The sequence below is a fragment of the Variovorax sp. GW821-FHT09D07 genome (genome assembly GCF_059416345.1).
Map to the genome: position 1 here is coordinate 419,331 of NZ_JBWKOY010000005.1, position 16,482 is coordinate 435,812.

Annotated in this window: 19 protein-coding genes; 11 read left to right on the plus strand and 8 right to left on the minus strand. The window is 69.2% G+C overall.

The window, feature by feature from the left end:
- Positions 1 to 13 precede the first annotated feature (13 nt).
- On the plus strand, positions 14 to 799 hold the full coding sequence (locus tag AC07OX_RS20715; RefSeq protein WP_062481623.1) for a sulfurtransferase: 786 nt from the start codon (positions 14 to 16) through the stop codon (positions 797 to 799).
- A 9-nt stretch (positions 800 to 808) separates the two neighbouring features.
- Here the strand turns inward: AC07OX_RS20715 and AC07OX_RS20720 are convergent, their stop codons facing one another.
- The 4 genes from AC07OX_RS20720 to AC07OX_RS20735 form a co-directional block, all read right to left on the minus strand.
- The gene (locus AC07OX_RS20720; RefSeq protein ID WP_492695844.1) at positions 809 to 1,732 is read right to left on the minus strand and encodes a pirin family protein; all 924 of its coding nucleotides are present in this window, start codon (positions 1,730 to 1,732) and stop codon (positions 809 to 811) included.
- 35 nt (positions 1,733 to 1,767) lie between these two features.
- Positions 1,768 to 2,319 carry a flavodoxin family protein gene (locus AC07OX_RS20725; RefSeq protein ID WP_095947847.1) on the minus strand — a complete coding sequence of 184 codons (552 nt, stop codon included), beginning with the start codon at positions 2,317 to 2,319 and terminating at the stop codon, positions 1,768 to 1,770.
- A gap of 78 nt (positions 2,320 to 2,397) precedes the next feature.
- Positions 2,398 to 2,823: a DoxX family protein gene (locus AC07OX_RS20730; RefSeq protein WP_495261722.1), complete on the minus strand. Its 426-nt coding sequence runs from the start codon at positions 2,821 to 2,823 to the stop codon at positions 2,398 to 2,400.
- A gap of 62 nt (positions 2,824 to 2,885) precedes the next feature.
- Complete coding sequence (locus AC07OX_RS20735; protein ID WP_492678573.1) at positions 2,886 to 3,587, minus strand: pirin family protein; 702 nt, start codon at positions 3,585 to 3,587, stop codon at positions 2,886 to 2,888.
- Between the two features lie 163 nt (positions 3,588 to 3,750).
- Here AC07OX_RS20735 and AC07OX_RS20740 point away from each other — a divergent pair, with 163 nt between their 5' ends.
- From AC07OX_RS20740 to trmB, 4 genes are all read left to right on the plus strand, one after another.
- Positions 3,751 to 4,704, plus strand: coding sequence for a LysR family transcriptional regulator (locus AC07OX_RS20740; RefSeq protein ID WP_095947849.1), 954 nt, complete (start codon positions 3,751 to 3,753; stop codon positions 4,702 to 4,704).
- 116 nt (positions 4,705 to 4,820) lie between these two features.
- Complete coding sequence (locus AC07OX_RS20745; RefSeq protein ID WP_495261723.1) at positions 4,821 to 5,903, plus strand: NAD(P)/FAD-dependent oxidoreductase; 1,083 nt, start codon at positions 4,821 to 4,823, stop codon at positions 5,901 to 5,903.
- 6 nt (positions 5,904 to 5,909) lie between these two features.
- Positions 5,910 to 6,815 (plus strand): tRNA glutamyl-Q(34) synthetase GluQRS, encoded by a 906-nt coding sequence (gene gluQRS / locus AC07OX_RS20750; RefSeq protein WP_495261724.1) that lies wholly within the window; start codon positions 5,910 to 5,912, stop codon positions 6,813 to 6,815.
- The gene (gene trmB, locus AC07OX_RS20755) at positions 6,812 to 7,585 is read left to right on the plus strand and encodes a tRNA (guanosine(46)-N7)-methyltransferase TrmB (protein WP_062478378.1); all 774 of its coding nucleotides are present in this window, start codon (positions 6,812 to 6,814) and stop codon (positions 7,583 to 7,585) included. The genes gluQRS and trmB overlap by 4 nt, the downstream gene beginning before the upstream one ends.
- Before the next feature lie 21 nt (positions 7,586 to 7,606).
- Here the strand turns inward: trmB and AC07OX_RS20760 are convergent, their stop codons facing one another.
- Complete coding sequence (locus AC07OX_RS20760; RefSeq protein ID WP_495263357.1) at positions 7,607 to 8,170, minus strand: energy transducer TonB; 564 nt, start codon at positions 8,168 to 8,170, stop codon at positions 7,607 to 7,609.
- Between the two features lie 84 nt (positions 8,171 to 8,254).
- Between AC07OX_RS20760 and AC07OX_RS20765 the strand changes: the two genes are divergently transcribed.
- On the plus strand, positions 8,255 to 9,424 hold the full coding sequence (locus AC07OX_RS20765) for an ABC transporter substrate-binding protein (protein WP_495261726.1): 1,170 nt from the start codon (positions 8,255 to 8,257) through the stop codon (positions 9,422 to 9,424).
- Between the two features lie 6 nt (positions 9,425 to 9,430).
- Here AC07OX_RS20765 and AC07OX_RS20770 read toward each other — a convergent pair whose 3' ends face one another.
- Positions 9,431 to 10,309, minus strand: coding sequence for a LysR family transcriptional regulator (locus AC07OX_RS20770; protein ID WP_495261727.1), 879 nt, complete (start codon positions 10,307 to 10,309; stop codon positions 9,431 to 9,433).
- A gap of 73 nt (positions 10,310 to 10,382) precedes the next feature.
- On the opposite strand from AC07OX_RS20770, the gene AC07OX_RS20775 reads away from it, so the two are divergent.
- Positions 10,383 to 10,952: a GNAT family N-acetyltransferase gene (locus tag AC07OX_RS20775; RefSeq protein WP_495261728.1), complete on the plus strand. Its 570-nt coding sequence runs from the start codon at positions 10,383 to 10,385 to the stop codon at positions 10,950 to 10,952.
- A complete protein-coding gene (locus AC07OX_RS20780) occupies positions 10,949 to 12,472 on the plus strand; it encodes an MFS transporter (protein ID WP_495261729.1) in 1,524 nt (507 codons plus the stop codon). Before AC07OX_RS20775 ends, AC07OX_RS20780 begins: the two co-directional genes overlap by 4 nt.
- A gap of 6 nt (positions 12,473 to 12,478) precedes the next feature.
- Here AC07OX_RS20780 and AC07OX_RS20785 read toward each other — a convergent pair whose 3' ends face one another.
- Both AC07OX_RS20785 and AC07OX_RS20790 read right to left on the minus strand, forming a co-directional pair.
- Positions 12,479 to 13,171: an alpha/beta hydrolase gene (locus tag AC07OX_RS20785; RefSeq protein WP_062478359.1), complete on the minus strand. Its 693-nt coding sequence runs from the start codon at positions 13,169 to 13,171 to the stop codon at positions 12,479 to 12,481.
- Positions 13,172 to 13,273: 102 nt separating this feature from the next.
- On the minus strand, positions 13,274 to 13,996 hold the full coding sequence (locus AC07OX_RS20790; protein WP_062478356.1) for a Crp/Fnr family transcriptional regulator: 723 nt from the start codon (positions 13,994 to 13,996) through the stop codon (positions 13,274 to 13,276).
- A 121-nt stretch (positions 13,997 to 14,117) separates the two neighbouring features.
- On the opposite strand from AC07OX_RS20790, the gene AC07OX_RS20795 reads away from it, so the two are divergent.
- The 3 genes from AC07OX_RS20795 to AC07OX_RS20805 all read left to right on the plus strand — a co-directional run bounded on the left by AC07OX_RS20795 (position 14,118) and on the right by AC07OX_RS20805 (position 16,477).
- Positions 14,118 to 14,708, plus strand: coding sequence for an HD domain-containing protein (locus AC07OX_RS20795; RefSeq protein WP_062478352.1), 591 nt, complete (start codon positions 14,118 to 14,120; stop codon positions 14,706 to 14,708).
- Positions 14,709 to 14,730: 22 nt separating this feature from the next.
- On the plus strand, positions 14,731 to 15,498 hold the full coding sequence (locus tag AC07OX_RS20800) for a class II aldolase/adducin family protein (protein WP_070060369.1): 768 nt from the start codon (positions 14,731 to 14,733) through the stop codon (positions 15,496 to 15,498).
- A gap of 100 nt (positions 15,499 to 15,598) precedes the next feature.
- The gene (locus tag AC07OX_RS20805) at positions 15,599 to 16,477 is read left to right on the plus strand and encodes a bile acid:sodium symporter family protein (protein WP_495261730.1); all 879 of its coding nucleotides are present in this window, start codon (positions 15,599 to 15,601) and stop codon (positions 16,475 to 16,477) included.
- The last annotated feature ends 5 nt before the right edge of the window (positions 16,478 to 16,482 follow it).

Consider the following 16,482-nt stretch of genomic DNA (forward strand, 5'->3'; position numbering starts at 1 on the left):
ACAATCCCGCCCCGTGCAAGAGATTTTGAATATCGCCGCCTACAAGTTCGTGGGCATCAACGACAGCCCCGTGCTGCGTGAGACCCTGCGCGAGCGCGCGCAGGCCCTGGGCCTGATGGGCACGATCCTGCTGGCGCCCGAAGGTATCAACCTGTTTCTGGCGGGGACGGCGCAGGCCATCCACGCCTTCCTGGCCGACCTGCGCGCCGATGCGCGCTTTGCCGACCTCGAAACCAAGGAAAGCTGGTCGGCCACGCAGCCCTTCCGGCGCATGCTGGTGAAGCTCAAGCGCGAGATCATCCGCATGGACCACCCAGCCATCCAGCCCGCCGCCGGCCGCGCGCCCGGCGTGGACGCGCCCACGCTCAAGCGCTGGCTCGACCAGGGCCACGACGACGAGGGCCGCGAGATCGTGATGCTCGACACGCGCAACGACTTCGAAGTCGACGAAGGCACCTTCGACGGCGCGATCGACTGGCGCATCACCAAGTTCACCGAATTCCCGCCCGCACTGAAGGCGCACCGCGCCGACTTCGAGGGCAAGACGGTGGTGAGCTTCTGCACCGGCGGCATCCGCTGCGAGAAGGCGGCCATCCTCATGCGCGAGGAAGGCGTGGAGCATGTGCTGCAGCTCGAAGGCGGCATCCTCAAGTACTTCGAGGACGTCGGCGGTGCGCACTACCACGGCGACTGCTTCGTGTTCGACGGCCGCCGGGCCCTGGCGCCCGACCTCAGCGCGCGCGCGTCGGACGCCAGCGCCCGGGCCTCGGAAGACCCGGACATCGGCATCAAGCAATAACCAAGAGGTTCAGACCGGCGTCGTGCCCGTGTCGGGCTCGCGCACGCCGAAAGGCTTGCCCGGCAGCGGAATGAACTCGGTCTCGCCGGGCACGTGGCCCATGCGCTGCGCGGCCCAGTCGGCGCCGGCCTCGAGGATGCGCTCGCGCCGGCTCGAGACGAAATTCCAGGTGATGTAGCGCGGGCCGTCGAGTGGCTCGCCGCCGATCACCATCAGGCGCACGGCCGTGTCGGCAGTGAACACCGCGCCCTGCCCGTCGGGCAGCACCGCCATCGTGTGGGCGGGCGCCGGCTCGCCGTTCACGTTCGCATCGCCGTCGACCATGTAGACCGCCAGTTCGGGCGCCAGCGCGGGCAGCTCGAAACGGCCGCCGGCCGGCAGCGCGATGTCCAGGTAGACCGTCTGCGCCAGCGTCTTCACTGGCGAGCGCACGCCGAAGGCCTCGCCCACCAGCACGCGCACGGGCACGCCCTGCACCGTCAGTTCGGGAATGGCGTCGGCCGGCGTGTGCTCGAAGCTGGGCTCGACCTCTTCATGGGCCTGCGGCAACGCGGCCCACAGCTGCAGGCCGTGGTTCACGAAAGTGTCGGCCAAGAGGCGCTCGGGCTTGCGCTCGGAGTGCACGATGCCGCGCCCCGCGGTCATCCAGTTGATGGCGCCGGGCTGAATCTCCTGCACGCTGCCCAGGCTGTCGCGGTGCATCATCGCGCCCTCGAACAGGTAGGTGACCGTCGACAGGCCGATGTGCGGATGCGGGCGCACGTCGTGCGCGTTGCCGGGCTGCTCGGTGGCCGGGCCGAAGTGGTCGAAGAACACGAAGGGCCCGACCGAGCGGCGCTGCGCCGCCGGCAGCACGCGCCGCACGTTGAAGCCACCGCCCAGGTCCTTGTCGTGGGGCCGCAGCAATTGGATTTCGGGGATGGTGTCGGTCATCGTGGGGTCCTTGTGGGCGAAGTTCTTTGGGGGCGTTATGCGCGCGATCTTGCCACCGCGCCGACGCGCTCGCCGAAGGCGCGTGCCGTCTCGAGGTCGCCCTTCGGCATCTCGGCCGGGCTCGCGTCCGAGGGCGATTGCGTGAGCAGGCCACCATAGCCGCCGACGTAGTTCATCGCGTCGCGCGTGGCCGCCTTGTTGTTGGTCGGCAGGATGCCCATGCTGACCCAGATGCCGCTGTGCTGCATGGCCAGCGTCCACAGGTAGGTCATGGTCGTGACCTTGTCGCCGTTCATCGTGGCGCTGTTGGTGAAGCCGGCGAAGAGCTTGTCTTTCCAGCCTTGCGTGTACCAGACCTTGGACGACGCATCGGCGAATTTCTTGAACTGCCAGCTGACGCCGCCCATGTAGGTCGGCGAGCCGAAGATGATCGCGTCGGCCGCGGCCAGCGTCTCCCAGCCATCGGCGGGCAGGTTGCCGTCGGCGTCGATGGCGAGCAACTGCGCGCCCGCCCCGTCGGCCACGGCCTGGGCCACGCGCTGGGTGTGGCCGTAGCCGGAATGGAAGACAACGACGATGTTTGCCATGAAACGGATTTCCTCAAAGAAGCGATGAAGTCAGCAGGCCGCGCCCACAAGGTGTGCGCGGCCTGGGGTGAAGCGAGCTTACTTTTTATCGATGCTGAAACGGCCGGCGCCGAAGGCGGCGAAGGCGAGCAGACCGCCTGCGATGGCGATGTTCTTGAAGAACATCAGCTGGTTCACGAAGGCCTTGTCGGCGGGCATGCCCCAGTAGTTGTGGAACATCACGGCGGCGGCCACGGTGAAGACCGCCAGCACGATCGCCGACAGGCGCGTCTTGAAGCCGACCAGCAGCAGCAGGCCGAGCCCCAGCTCCACGACGATCGCGATGACTGCCGCCACTTGCGGCAGCGGTGCGCCCACCGAGGAGATGTACCCCACGGTGCCGGCAAAGCCCATGAGCTTGCCGAAGCCGGCGGGCACGAACAGCGCTGCAAGCAGCACGCGGCCGATGAGTGCCAGGGTGTCCTGGGCAGCGTTGGGGGCGGTGGTTGTGGTGGTAATGGCCATGGTGAAAACTCCTCGTTGGTTGTTGAAGCGAAAGGAACAAAGAAAAGAAAAAAGACGCCGTCTCAGGCCGTCAGGTCGAACACCAGCACTTCGGCATCGGTGCCGGCGCCGAGCGTGAGTTGCGATTCGCCTTCGAGCATCGCGGCGTCGCCGCCCACGAGCTTCTGGCCGTTGACTTCGAGCTCGCCGCGCACCAGGTGCACATAGCTCTTGCGTTGCGGATCGAGCGCCAGGCTGGCGGTTTCGCTGCCGTCGAACAGGCCGGCGAACAGGCGTGCGTCGGCGTTCACCGTCACCGAGCCGTCGCGGCCGTCGGGCGAGGCCACCAGGCGCAGGGTGCCGCGCTTTTCGGCGTCGCTGAACTGCTTCTGCTCGTAGCCGGGGGCAATGCCGCGTTCCTTGGGCTCGATCCAGATCTGCAGGAAGTGCGTGGTCTGGTCGGCCTTGTGGTTGAACTCGCTGTGCATCACGCCACGGCCGGCGCTCATGCGCTGCACGTCGCCCGGCGGAATGGATTCGATGTTGCCCATGCTGTCCTTGTGCGCGAGTTCGCCCGAGAGCACGTAGCTGATGATCTCCATGTCCCGGTGGCCGTGGGTGCCGAAGCCGGCGCCCGCCGCCACGCGGTCTTCGTTGATCACCCGCAGGTTGCCGAAGCCCATGTAGGCCGGATCGTAGTACCCCGCGAAGGAAAAGCTGTGGAACGAGCGCAGCCAGCCATGGTCGGCATAACCGCGTTCCTGGGATTTACGCACTTGCAACATATCGAACTCCTTGCTGCCCCACCCGGTTCGGGCGCCGGGGCTTTCGTCGTGGGCCGCGCCGGATGCGCAGCGGATGAGAAGAATTCTGGACCTCCATCCCCCTCTGAAAGACGCCCGGTTTTGATGGCATCATTCAAATTATTTGACCAATGGAGCCCGCCCCATGACGAGCGCCCGAGACGTCCTCACTCCCGACGCGCTGGCCATGCTGCAGACGGTGGCCACCACCGGCAGCTTCGCCGCCGCCGCGCGCGCGCTCGGCCTGGTGCCCAGCGCGCTGAGCTACCGCGTGCGCCAGATCGAGGACGCGCTGGACGTGCTGCTGTTCGACCGCAGCGCGCGCCAGGCCCGCATCACCGAGGCCGGCGCCGAACTGCTGCGCGAGGCCGCGCGCCTGCTCGGCGAGATCGACGCCGTGGCCAACCGCGTGAAGCGCGTGGCCACCGGCTGGGAGCCGATGCTGACCATCGCGGTCGACAGCGTGATCGCGCGCGACCCGCTGCTCGACCTGTGCACCGCCTTCTTCGCGCTCGAGCCGCCCACGCGCCTGAAGCTGCGCGACGAAACCCTGCTCGGCACCATCGAGGCGCTGACCAGCGGCGAGGCCGACCTGGCGATCGGCGCGGTGCTCGATGCCGCGAGCCTGGCCTTCACCGCCACCGGCATCCGCAGCCGGCCGATCGGCGAACTGCGCTTCGTGTTCGCGGTGGCGCCGCACCATCCGCTCGCGCGCCTGCCGCAGCCGCTGAGCGACGCGGTGCTGCGCCAGCACCGCGCGGTGGCCGCGGCCGACTCGGTGCGCAGCGGGCCGAGCATGACCGTGAACCTCGTGGGCGGGCAGGACGTGCTCACCGTGCCCAGCATGCAGGCCAAGATCGCCGCGCAGCTGCACGGCCTGGGCGGCGGCTTTTTGCCCGAGCCGATGGCGCGGCCCTACATCGAGGCCGGCCATCTCGTCGAGCTGCAGACCGAACGCCAGCCGCCGCTGGGCACCATGCACTGCGCGTGGCGCGTGCGCAGCGCGGGAAAGCCGGGGCGCGCGCTCGAATGGTGGCTCGCGCAGTTCGAGCACGAGGGCACGCGCAAGGCGCTGCTTGAACGGCACCGGGGCCGTTGAACGCCAAGCGATGACGGCGTCATAAGGGTCGCCCCCAGCCCGGAGACGCGCGCAGACCGAGGTAGAGTGTGCACGGCCTCCTCAGTCATCACCCTGTCAAAAGAAAAGAGTCCGCCATGCCCAAAGCCAAAGCCCGCGCCACCGCCGACCGCCACCGAACTCCCGCCGCCGCCCGCCATTTCGCCGTGATCGGCGCCGGCATTGCCGGCGTGGCCTGTGCCCGCACACTGATGCAGGCCGGGCACCGTGTCACGGTGTTCGAACGCGAGGCCACGCCGGGCGGGCGGATGGCGAGCATCGACACCGCCTTCGGCCGCTTCGACAGCGGCGCGCAGTACTTCACCGTGCGCGATCCGCGCTTTGCACAGGTGCTGGCCACCACGCCCGCGCTGTGCCGCCCCTGGAGCGCCAACCTCGTGCGCGTGCTCGACGCCCACGGCCGCGTGGCCGAAGCGGCGCTGCCTTCGCTGGAGCCGCACTGGGTCGCCCAGCCCGGCATGGACGCGCTCGTGGCCCACTGGGCCGCGCCGCTGGGCGAGCAGCTCGTCACCGGCACGCAAGTCACCCGCATCGAGCCCGACGCGCTCGACGCCACCCGCTGGCAGCTGCGCACCGCCGGCGCCGACGATTCGCAGCATGTCTACTCCGGCTTCGACGCCGTGCTGCTGGCCGTGCCGCCCGCGCGCACCCGCGAACTGCTCGCCGGCGGCGACCGCTCGGCCACGCTGAGCCGCAAGATCGAACCCGTGCGCATCGCGCCCTGCTGGACGCTGATGATCGCCTTCCCCCAGGCCAACCAGGCCAACATGTCGCACCTCGGCCCGCAATGGAACGTGGCGCGCAGCACCCACCACCGCGTGGCGTGGCTGGCGCGCGAATCGTCCAAGCCCGGCCGCGAGCGCGTCGAGCGCTGGACCCTGCAGGCCAGCGCCAAATGGTCGGAAGAACACCTGCGCGACACGCCCGCCCGCATCGAGGCCAAGCTGCTGCGCGCCTTCTCGGAAATCACCGGCATCCACGCCACGCCCAGCCACGCCAAGGCGCGCTGCTGGCCCGAAGCGCAGACGCAAGTGCCTGTGGGCCAGACCCACCTGTGGGACGCCAAGGCGCGCATCGGCATCGCCGGTGACTGGTGCATCGGCCATCGCGTGGAAGACGGTTTCGTTTCGGGCCTCTCGCTGGCCCTCGCAGTTCTCTAAGAAAGGATGCGGGCCACCGGCCGCTTCGCCCCCTCGCCCACCGGCCCGCTGCATGCCGGCTCGCTGGTGGCCGCGCTCGCGAGCTGGCTCGACGTGCGTGCGCGCGGCGACAGTGCGCGGTGGCTGGTCCGCATCGAGGACGCCGACACCGAGCGCTGCCTGCCCGGCATGGGCGAGCACATCCTGCGCCAGCTCGCCGACTGCGCCCTGCTCCCCGACGAACCGCCCGAGTGGCAGACGCAGCGCACCGCGCACTATGAAGCGGCGCTGGCCGCGCTGCAGGCGCGCGGCCTCACCTACCCCTGCGGCTGCTCGCGCAAGGACATCGATCTGGCCCTGGCCCGGCTCGGCCATGCGCACGAGCGCCACGGCGAGCGCGTCTACCCCGGCACCTGCCGCGACGGCCTGCACGGCAAGCCCGCGCGCGCCTGGCGCTTTGCCGCGCACCGCATGCCGGCCGGCGACCTGCACTGGCACGACCGCCGCCTCGGCCCGCAGCGGCAGGACGTGCAGCGCGAGGTCGGCGACTTCGTGCTGCGCCGCGCCGACGGCCCCTGGGCCTACCAGCTGGCCGTGGTGGTCGACGACGCCGAACAGGGCGTGACCGACGTGGTGCGCGGCGAAGACCTGGCCGACAACACGGCGCGCCAGATCCTGCTGCAGCAGGCGCTCGGCCTGCCCACGCCGAGCTACCTGCACACGCCGCTGGTGCGCGGCGCGGACGGCGACAAGCTCTCCAAACAGAACGGCGCCACGGCCATCGACACCGCGACGCCGCACGCCGCGCTGGCCGCGCTCGATGCCGCCGCGCGCGCGCTCGGGCTGCGCCCCACGGCCGCCGGCCACTGCACCGCCGCCCTGGCCGGCTGGGTGCCCGAATGGCGCGATCTCTACAATTCGCGGCCCTCATGAACATTCCCGACACCGTGTCCAACGACCTCCCGCCCGGCGACGACCTGCCCGCCTCCCCCGAAGACGACGCCACCGACGGCAAGCCGCATCCGCTGCACCGCCGCCTCAAGAGCTTCGTCAAGCGCGCCGGCCGCACCACCGACGGCCAGGCCCGCGCCTTCGCCGAGCTGGGCCCGCTGTTCCTCGTGCCCTACACGCCCGAGCGGCTCGACCTCACGGCGGCCTTCGGCGGCCGCGTGGGCCCGACGGTGCTGGAGATCGGCTTCGGCATGGGCGAGGCCACGGCCCACATCGCCACGGTGCTGCCCGAGACCAACTTCCTGTGCTGCGAGGTGCACGAGCCCGGCGTGGGCGCGCTGCTCAAGCGCATCGGCGAGCAGTCGATCTCGAACATCCGCATCTGCGCGCACGACGCGGTCGACGTGATCGACCACATGCTGCAGCCCGGCACGCTGGCCGGCGTGCATGTGTTCTTTCCCGACCCGTGGCACAAGAAACGCCACAACAAGCGCCGCCTGATCCAGCCCGAGTTCGTGACCAAGCTGGCGCAGCACCTGCGCCCCGGCGGCTACATCCACTGCGCCACCGACTGGCAGCCCTACGCCGAGCAGATGCTCGAGGTGCTGGGCGCCGAGCCGCTGCTGCGCAACACCGCGCCGGACACCGGCTACGCGCCCAAGCCGGCGTACCGCCCGCTCACGAAGTTCGAGAACCGCGGCCTCAAGCTGGGCCACGGCGTGTGGGACCTGGTGTTCGAAAAACGCGCCTGAGCGCGCGTCACCTTCCCCCGCTCACTCGACGAGCTTGAAGCGGAACGGCAGCCGCATGCGGGCGCGCACCGCACGCCCGTCCGCGGTGCGCGCCGGGTCGAAGTGCCATCCCTTGAGCGAATCGGTCGCCACCTGCGACAGCAGCGGGTGCGGCGAGCGTTCGACGCGGATGTCTTCGGGCTTGCCGTCCACGCCGACGAAGAAGGCCGTGACCACCAGGCCCTCGATGCCCTCTTCCACCAGCGCGGACGGATAGCTGGGATAGCGGCGCTGGCGGATCACCGGCTCCGTCACGACCGCGTCCGCCGCAACGCGCGGATCGGCGCGCGGCGCCGCCATGAGGGTCGGCCCCGACGGCAATGCCATCGGCGGCCCCGCCAGTGGCAGCGGTGGCGGCTCGATCGTCGATGGCGACGGCAGGGGCGGCGGGTCGATCATCGGTTGCGGCGGCTGCGGCGCAGCCACGGGCACGAAGACCTCCGGCGCGGGCAGCGCCTTTTCCACCACCTTCGATGGGGGCGGCACCACGCAACCGGCGAGCGCCGCGCACATCCCTCCCAGAACCCAGGACACAGTTGTTTTCATCAGGGCAATTCTGGAGCACCCGCGCCTTCCGCCCTGGCCTCGAAATTGCTACACTTTTTTACTATTGTTAGCAAAAGGTAGCCAATGAACGCGTCTCGCAGGACATGGCTGGGAAAAGCCTCCGCAATGCTGCTTCTGGGAAGCGGCCTCGGCATCACCCGTCCCTTGCTGGCACAGACGCCACGCCCGGCCGCCGCCGGGGCCCGCGTCGTCCTGCTCGGCCAGTCGGTGCCGCTCACCGGCAGCGCCAACGAGATCGGCAACGCCTTCGCGGCCGGCAGCCGCCTTGCGGTGAGCGACTTCAACACGCGCAACGCCGCCACCGGCCTGCAGCTGAAGCTGCTGCAGCTCGACGACGGCTACGACGCCGCGCGCGCCACCACCAACGCCCGCACCCTGCTGGGCGCGAACAAGGCCGACATGCTGTTCGGCTTTGTCGGCACCGCCAGCAGCGAGGCCGGCGCCAAGGTCGCCACGCAGCAGGGCAGCCTGCTCTTTGCGCCCTTCGCCGCCTCCGACACGCTGCGCGGCCCCGATCACCCGAACGTGTTCCATGTGCGCCCCGGCATGATCGATGAGGCCCTCAAGATCGTGCGCCAGTGCGCCACCGTGGGGCAGAAACGCATCGCGCTGGTGGGCGACGACGACGCCATGGGCCGCGCCGGCCTGGCCGCCGTGCAGCAGGCCGTCACCGAACTGAAGCTGCCACCGCTGGTCGCGAGCGCACTGGTGCCCGCGGGCGCCGACAAGCTCGACGCCGCGCTGAAGACCGTGCAGCAGCAGACACCCCAGGCCATCGTGCTGGTGTCGCTCTCGGGCACCACGGCCAGCGCCATCCGCAAGCTGCGCAAGAGCGGCTACACGGGCAACTTCATGGCCTTCTCGATCGTCGGCATCGACCCGCTCTACGCCGAGCTGGGCAAGGACATCGGCGGCATCGTGATCTCGCAGGTGGTGCCCTCGCCGCGGCCCTCGGCCATTCCGATCGTCAAGGAGTACCTCGCGGCGGTCGACAACTCCGACCAGACCGCGTCGTACGAAGGGCTCGAGGGCTTCATCGCCGCCAAGGCCGCGGGCGAGGCCGTGCGCCGCGCGGGCCGCGGCTTCAACACCGCGACGCTGCAGCGCACGATGACGGCGATGACCGACTACGACGTGGGCGGCTTCCGCATCAACCTGCGCCCGGGTCTGCGCGACAACGTGCGCAGCATCGACCTCATCAGCATCTCGGCCGACGGTCGCGTGCTCCGCTGAAGCGCCTCACACCGCGCCGTCGCCCAGCAATTCGGTGAAGCGCTGCTGCACATACAGCGCCGTCGCGCCGAGCGGGCGCCCCTGCAGCCACAGCATACGCACCGACAGCCGCGGCAAGGCCAGCGACGGGCAAGGCACCTCCTTCAGCGCCTTGCTGAAGCCTTCGTAGCGCGCGATGTTGATGGGCAGCACGGCCCAGCCCAGGTTGTCGGCCACCATCTCGGCCGTGCTGTAGAAGCTGTCGGAGCGCCACACGCGCGGGCTGTAGGCCACCTCATGCACGTCGTCCGCATGCATCAGCAGTTGGCGTTGCCGCGCCAGGTCCTGGCGCCGCACGGTGCGGCCGTCGGCCAGCGGATGGTCGCTGGCCACGAACACGCCCTGGCGCACGCTGCCGATGTGGCGCTGGTCGAAGCTCGCGCGCACCGGGCCGCGGTCGAAGTGAAAAGCCACGCTGGCGCGCTCCTGCTCGACGTAGTCGGCCACCTCGGTCGCGGTGCCGTTCAAGAGCGTGAGTTCGAGGCTCGGAAACTTCGCCGAAATCTCGCGCATCAGCGTGCCGATGGCGGTGTACGGCAGGGCCTCGTCCAGCGCCAGCGACAGCGCCGCCTCGTCGCCTTCGTGCAGCGAGCGGGCGCGCTGGTCGAGCTGCTCGGCCTGTCGCAGCAGCTCGCGCGCTTCGAGCAGCAGCACCCGGCCCGCGTCCGACAGCTGCGCGTTGCGGCGCGAGCGGTCGAACAGCGCCACGCCGAGGTCGACTTCGAGCAGCCCGATGGCGGTGCTCACGGCCGACTGGGCCTTGCCCAGGTGGCGCGCCGCGGCCGAGAACGAACCGCACTCGGCGGTCGTCACGAACTGGCGCAATTGGTCGACGGTCCATTCCATGTCGGCTCCACTCATCTATTTATCAGATGGATTTCATCTTTATTCATTCATTTTAATGGCGCAACATGGCGCCATGACGAATGCAAACAACAAGACGACACCGGCGTTCGAACTGAGCTGGTGCAGCGATCCCTCCCAGGCACAGGCGTTGACCGCCCTGTTCCTGCAGCAACTTTCCCCTTCCTACATCTCCCACTCGGAACTGCAGGAGCAGCGCGCCGTGGCCCTCGGCGAATGGCGCGCCGACCTGCCCGCCGTCTTCATGGCGCAAGTGCGCGAGACCCTGGCGCTGGACCCGGCCACGGCCCAGGCACGCGTGGCCGTCGCGCGGACCGACGGCGCACTGGCCGGCTTCGCGCTGGTCTCCATCGACGACACCCGCCGCGCCGCGCGCAGCTTCGCGACGCTCGACGACCTCGTGGTCGACGCGCGCTTCCAGGGCCTGGGCGGCCGGCTGTTCGACTGGGTCTGCACCGAGCTGCAGCGCCGCGGCATCCAGCGTCTCTTTCTCGAAAGCGGCATCGGCAACACCCGCGCGCACGACTTCTTCCACGCCCGCGGCTGCGAGACGGTCTCGGTGACGATGCTCAAGGAACTGGACGGCACCACCGCACAGTCGCACGACCGGAGGGCCACGCCATGAACGGCCTGAACCCCACCGCCAAGAAATGGATCACGCTCGGCATCGTCTCGATGGCGCTGCTGCTGATCGTGGTCGACATGACCGTGCTCTACACGGCGCTGCCCACGCTCACGCACGACCTGGCCGCGTCGGCCACCGAGAAGCTCTGGATCCTCAATGCCTACACCGTGGTCGTCTCCGGCTTCCTGCTGGGCATGGGCGCGCTGGGCGACCGCGTGGGCTACCGGCGCATGTTCGTCGCGGGTCTTTCCGTGTTCGGCGTGGCCTCGCTGTGCGCGGCCTACGCGCCGAACCCGGCCGTCCTCATCGCCGCGCGGGCCCTCTTGGGTGTGGGCGCGTCGATGATGATGCCGGCCACGCTGGCGATCCTGCGGCTGGTGTTCACCGACGAGCGCGAGCGCGCCGTGGCCATCGGCGTGTGGGCCTCGGTGGCTTCGGGCGGCGCGGCGCTCGGGCCGGTCGTGGGCGGCGTGCTGCTCGAGTACTTCTGGTGGGGTTCGGTGTTTCTCATCAACGTGCCCGTGGTGGTGCTCGCGCTGGTGCTGGCCCTGTGGCTGCTGCCGACGCAGAAGAACACCGGCACGCGCCCGTGGGACTTCATCGGCTCGGTGCAGGTGCTGGCGGGGCTGGTCTTCCTGGTGCTGACCATCAAGGAACTCACCAAGTTCGCGCCCTCGGTCACGACAGCTGCCATCACCGGCGTGCTCGCCGCGGTGGCCATGGCCCTGTTCGTGCGGCGCCAGCGGCGCAGCAGCGCACCGCTGATCGACTTCCGCCTGTTCCGCAACGCCTACTTCTCGGGCGGCGTGATCGCAGCCATCGTGGCCTCGGTGGCGCTGATCGGTGTCGAGCTGGTGTTCAGCCAGCGGCTGCAGCTCGTGGTCGGCCTCACGCCGCTGCAGGCGGGCCTCACCCTGCTGCCGCTGCCGCTGGCCGCCTTCGTGGCGGGGCCGCTCGCGGGCCTGCTGCTGGCACGCATCGGCTCGCGCCCCGTCATCCTGGGCGGCCTCGTGACCACGGCGCTCGCGCTGTGCGCACTGGCGCTGGCGGTCGATGCCGCAGGCCTGCTCAAGCCGGCCATCCTGGTGCTGCTGGGGCTGGGCGTGGGCGCGACCATCACGGCGGCGTCGAACGCGGTCATGAACAACGCGCCCGTCGAGCACGCCGGCATGGCGGCGTCGATCGAAGAGGTGTCGTACGAACTCGGCGGCGTGCTGGGCATCGCGCTGCTGGGCAGCGTGCTCTCGGCGAGCTACACAGCCGCGCTGGTGATTCCCGACGGCCTGGCCGTGCCGGCCTCGGCCGGCGACAGCATCGATGCCGCGCTGCTGGCCGCCGAGACGCTGCCCGCGCCCATCGCCTCGCAGCTCGTGGCGCTCGCGCACACGGCCTTCGACCAGGCCTTTTTCTCGGTGATGGGCGTGGCCGTGGCGATCGTCATCGCAGCGGCCTGCGCCGTGGCGTTCCTCGGCTGGCGGGCCCGCCCGACAAGTGCGCAGCGCACGGAGCGCTGCGCGTAGCCGGCCTCAGGCAGCGCTCGCGGCTTCGTCGATGAGCGCAGCCACGGCCTGCGGCTGCGAGGCCAGCGAGGCGTGGCTGGCCGCCAGCGTGATGACCTTCTTCGCACCCAGGCGCGCCGACATGCGCTCCTGGTTCACGGGCGAGATCATCCGGTCCTCGCTCGAGATCTGGTACCACGACGGCTTCTTCTTCCAGGCCGGCGCCGTGATGGTGTCGCCGAAGGTGCTGGCCAGCGGCGCCTTCTGCGTCAGGCCCATCACCAGGCCTTCTTCGGCGCTCAGGTCCTGGCAGAAGCTCTCGTGGTATTTCTCGGGTATCACCCACAGGTAGCCATCGCTGTCGGGCGCCAGGTTGGGCACGGCCACCGGCGGATGCTCCTGCGTGATGCCGCCGGGGCTTTCGCCCGCGTCGGGTGCGAAGGCGGCGATGTAGACCAGCCCCACCACATTGGGCAGGTCGCCAGCCTGCGTGATCACCGCGCCGCCGTACGAGTGGCCGACCAGCAAGACCGGCCCCTGCACCTGCGCCACCATCTTGCGCGTGCGCTCGGCATCGTCGGCCAGCGAGGTCAGCGGCAGCTCGACCGCGCGGATGGCCGTGTGGCCCTTGCGCAGCAGCTCCACGATGACGTTGTGCCAGTGCGCCGCACCACCCCAGAAACCATGGACCAGGACGACCGTCGGTTTGTTGTTGCTCATGATTCGCCACCTTCCAGTGAAGAAATAAGACACCGGGCCGCCGGAATGACGGGCCGGGAAAGTCTTATACGCCTGCGCCCTGCCCGCGCTGTGACAAGACCCTCAGCCGGTGCGCACCAGCCCCTGCAGCGCCTCGAGCGACAACAGCTCGATGCGCCCGTAGCCCAGCGACACCACGCCCTCGGTGGCCAGCGCGTTGAGCTCCTTGGACAGCGTCTGGCGCGTCACGCCGAGCATCATGGCCAGCGCCTCCTGCGACAGCATGAGTTCGTGCCGCAGGTGCACCGACTGCGTGGCGTCGCCGCGCGCCAGCACCAGCAGCCGGTGCGCCACGCGCGCGCGCAGGCTGCGCAGGGTGGCGTCTTCGGCCAGGCCGTAGAGCATGCGCACGCGCGCGGCCAGCATGGCCGCGATGGCGTTGGAAAACACCACGTCGCGCATCTGCCGCACGAAGGCCTCGGGCGGCACCACCAGCAGGTCGAGCGCTTCGAGCGCGGTGGCGTCGTGCGTGCGCGGCGAGCCGTCGATGAGCGTGATCTCGCCGAACCAGTTGCCCGGCTCCAGCACCGCCAGGATGGCCTCGCGCCCGTCCTGGCGCAGCGACGAGATCTTGATCGTGCCCGCCACCAGCCCGTAGAAGCCGCCGCCCGCCGCATGGATCGGGTCGCCCTGGCGGAACACCATGGTGCCGCGCCGCACATGCAGCAGCTCGGCCGCGCCCAGCAGCGCGTCGCGCTGCGCGCGCGGCATGCTGGTGAACCAGGGGTTGCCGTCGAGCGCGGCACGGTGCGCGGCCGACAGGCGCGGCTTGGTCGAGGTGGCCATAGAGGGAAAAAAGGCGCCTGAGGCGGGTTTACCAGAACCTCGCATTGTTAAATTCTTGACAGTTGAAGGTCAAGCGCAGGTCTACAGTGGCCGCCATCCCCAAGAACGGAGACCCCACACGATGAACGCACGGGCAAGTTTCAAGCGCATGCAGGACAGCACGCGCGAAGACTGGCAACTGATCGGCGGCGAGTTCATGCAGTTCGCGGGCGGCCTGCCCGCGCGCGTGATCAAGCACCTGCAGATCCTCGAAGGCGACTACGGCGGCTTTCCGGTCGACCGCTACACGCACTCGCTGCAGACCGCCACGCGCGCGCTGCGCGACGGCCGCGACGAGGAGTACGTGGTGTGCGCGCTGCTGCACGACATCGGCGACACGTTGGGCAGCTTCAACCACCCCGACATCGCCGCCGCCATCCTCAAGCCCTTCGTGAGCGAGGCCAACCACTGGATGGTGCAGAACCACGGCATCTTCCAGGGCCACTACTTCTTCCACCACATCGGGCTGGACCGCGACATGCGCGACAGCTTCAAGGACCACCCGCACTACGAGCGCACGGCCGAGTTCTGCGCGCTCTACGACAACCCGGCCTTCGACCCGAAGGCCGAGACCCTGCCCATCAGCGAGTTCGAGCCCATGCTGCGCCGCCTGATGGCGCAGCCCAAGCAGAGCGTCTACAAGACGGTGCTGCAAGAGCCGACCGCCGCTTGATCAAGACAAAGGACCCACCCCCATGAACGCCACCTCCGCCTCCGAAATCCAGAAGCTCGTCTCCGCCGAAGAATGGCAGCTGCGCGTCGACCTCGCCGCCTGCTACCGCCTGGTGGCGCTGTACGGCTGGAGCGACCTCGTCTTCACGCACATCAGCGCGCGCGTGCCCGGCCCTGAGCACCACTTCCTGATCAACCCCTACGGCCTGATGTTCGACGAGATCACGGCCTCCAGCCTGGTCAAGGTCGACCAGCAGTGCAACAAGATCATCGACTCGCCCTACCCCGTGAACCCGGCCGGCTTCGTGATCCACAGCGCCGTGCATGCCGCGCGCGAAGACATCCAGTGCGTGCTGCACACCCACACCCGCGCCGGCATCGCCGTGAGCGCGCAGAAGAACGGCGTGCTGCCCATCAGCCAGCAGTCGACCTTCGTGCTGGCCTCGCTGGCCTACCACGACTACGAAGGCGTGGCCTTCCGCGACGACGAAAAGCCGCGCCTGCAGGCCGACATGGGCCATGCCAACTTCCTCATGCTGCGCAACCACGGCCTGCTGACCTGCGGCAAGACCATTGCCGACGCCTTCCTTTCGATGTACACCTTCGAGAACACCTGCCAGATCCAGATCGCCGCGCAGGCCGGTGGCGGTGAACTCACGCACGTGGACCCGAGGATCATCGACGGCGTGGGCCAGGCCATGAAGGTGCAAAGCGGCGGCCTGGGCGGCATGTTCGTCTGGCCTTCGTTGATCCGCAAACTCGACCGCATCGACGACAGCTACAAACAATAAGACAGACGTCGATCCCGGTTTCCACGGCTGCCAGCGCCCGCGCGACGGGTGCCGGCAGCCATTTTTTTAAGCAGAAGAACCCAAGAGGAGACACCACCGCATGGACACCACGCTCATCGTGACCCGGTTCCTGTTCGGCGCGCTCGCGCTCGTGATGTTCGGGCTGGGGCTGTCGCTCTCGCTCGACGACTTCCGGCGCCTGTTCAAGCACCCGAAGGCCGTGACCATCGCGCTCGTGCTGCAGGTCATCGGCCTGCCGCTGGCCTGCTACGCGATCATCGTGGGCTTCGGCCTGTCGCCGGTGTTCGCCATCGGGCTCATGCTGCTGGCGGCCTCGCCGGGCGGCATCTCGGCCAACCTGTTCTCGCACCTGTTCGGCGGCAACGTGGCGATGAACATCTCGCTCACGGCCGTGAACACGCTGCTGTCGATCGTCACGCTGCCGCTCATCGCCAACTGGGCCATCGGCCATTTCGCGCAAAGCGGCCAGGTGGTGCCGCTGCAGACGCGCAAGCTGGTCGAGGTGATCGCCATCGTGCTGGTGCCGGTGGCCATCGGCATGGTGGTCGCGTCGCGAAAGCCCGGCTTCGCGGCTCGCATGGAAAAGCCGACCAAGATCTTCAGCGCCGTGGTGCTCGCGGTGGTCACGGTGCTCGCCATCGCCAACGAGTGGAAGAACATCACCACCACCTTCGCCGAGATCGGCGTGCCGGTGCTGCTGTTCAACCTCGTGAGCCTGCTGGCCGGCTACTACCTGAGCCGCGCGGCCGGCCTCGACAAACCGCTGGCCACCGCCGTCAGCTACGAGATCGGCATCCACAACTCCACGCTCGCCATCTTCATCGCGGTGAGCGTGCTGGGGAGCTTTCCGCTCGCGCTGCCGGCGGCCATCTACTCGGTCGTGATGTACATCACCGCCCCACTGTTCGGATGGCTGTTGCTGCGGCGCGGCCAGCCCGCTGCCGTGCCTGCGCCATGATGCGC